This is a genomic window from Paenibacillus sp. 01T422, assembly GCF_056398785.1.
Map to the genome: position 1 here is coordinate 1 of NZ_JBFTQB010001470.1, position 754 is coordinate 754.

The following is a 754-nucleotide window of genomic DNA, read 5'->3' on the forward strand; positions in this document are numbered from 1 at the left end:
GTTAAAAACATCAGCCACAGCTTTAGGCATTGTGAAGGTAAAGCCAAGCCATTCTGTTAAGGTAGTGGCTTGGCTTTTTATTAGTGAACCTTAAACTTCTTCAGATTTCGGCACTTTTATGGATTCTGTGTCGTTGTGCTACCCCCATACAGTTAATATAATTAATGTTGTAAGCGCTTAAAAAATGGTGAGAAGGGGGAAAGTGTAATGAAGAAAAATATTACCAAATGTATGGGGAGGAAAAATGTTATGAAAAGGCTAACCCCAAAAGCTCTAATCCTCGGAATAATTACGATCTTACTGCTACCGCTCTTAACGTTCTACGCAAGCACACCTGCTTCTGCAGCAACGGATAACTATGATGCTTTGAGATTGAAATGGAAAGACATGCTCACAGGTGGGACCGCTTACAATCCATCGGATACCGATATAGCCAATAAAATCGCGGTCATCACAACGAATGCTCAGAACGATTGGGACACAATGGACAATAGCTCGAATCGGACTTATCTGTGGAGTGATTTAAGCAATGGCGCAGATACAGCGCAGATGACCCAAGATTATGTGCAGTTAAAGGAAATGGCGTTGGCTTATGCAACTATGGGGTCGACACTGTATGGAAACTCTAATCTGGCAGCCGATATTATATCTGGACTGGATTGGATGTACACGAACCGCTTCAATGAATCGAAGACAGCAACCGGTAATTGGTGGGACTGGGTTATTGGCAGTCCTCAAGCCTTGAATGATATCG

The 754-nt window shown here is 42.6% G+C and carries 1 pseudogene; it reads left to right on the top strand.

The features are described from left to right. Positions 1-249 precede the first annotated feature (249 nt). Positions 250-754, top strand: a pseudogene (locus AC1DUA_RS39590) (hyaluronate lyase); the annotation flags it as partial.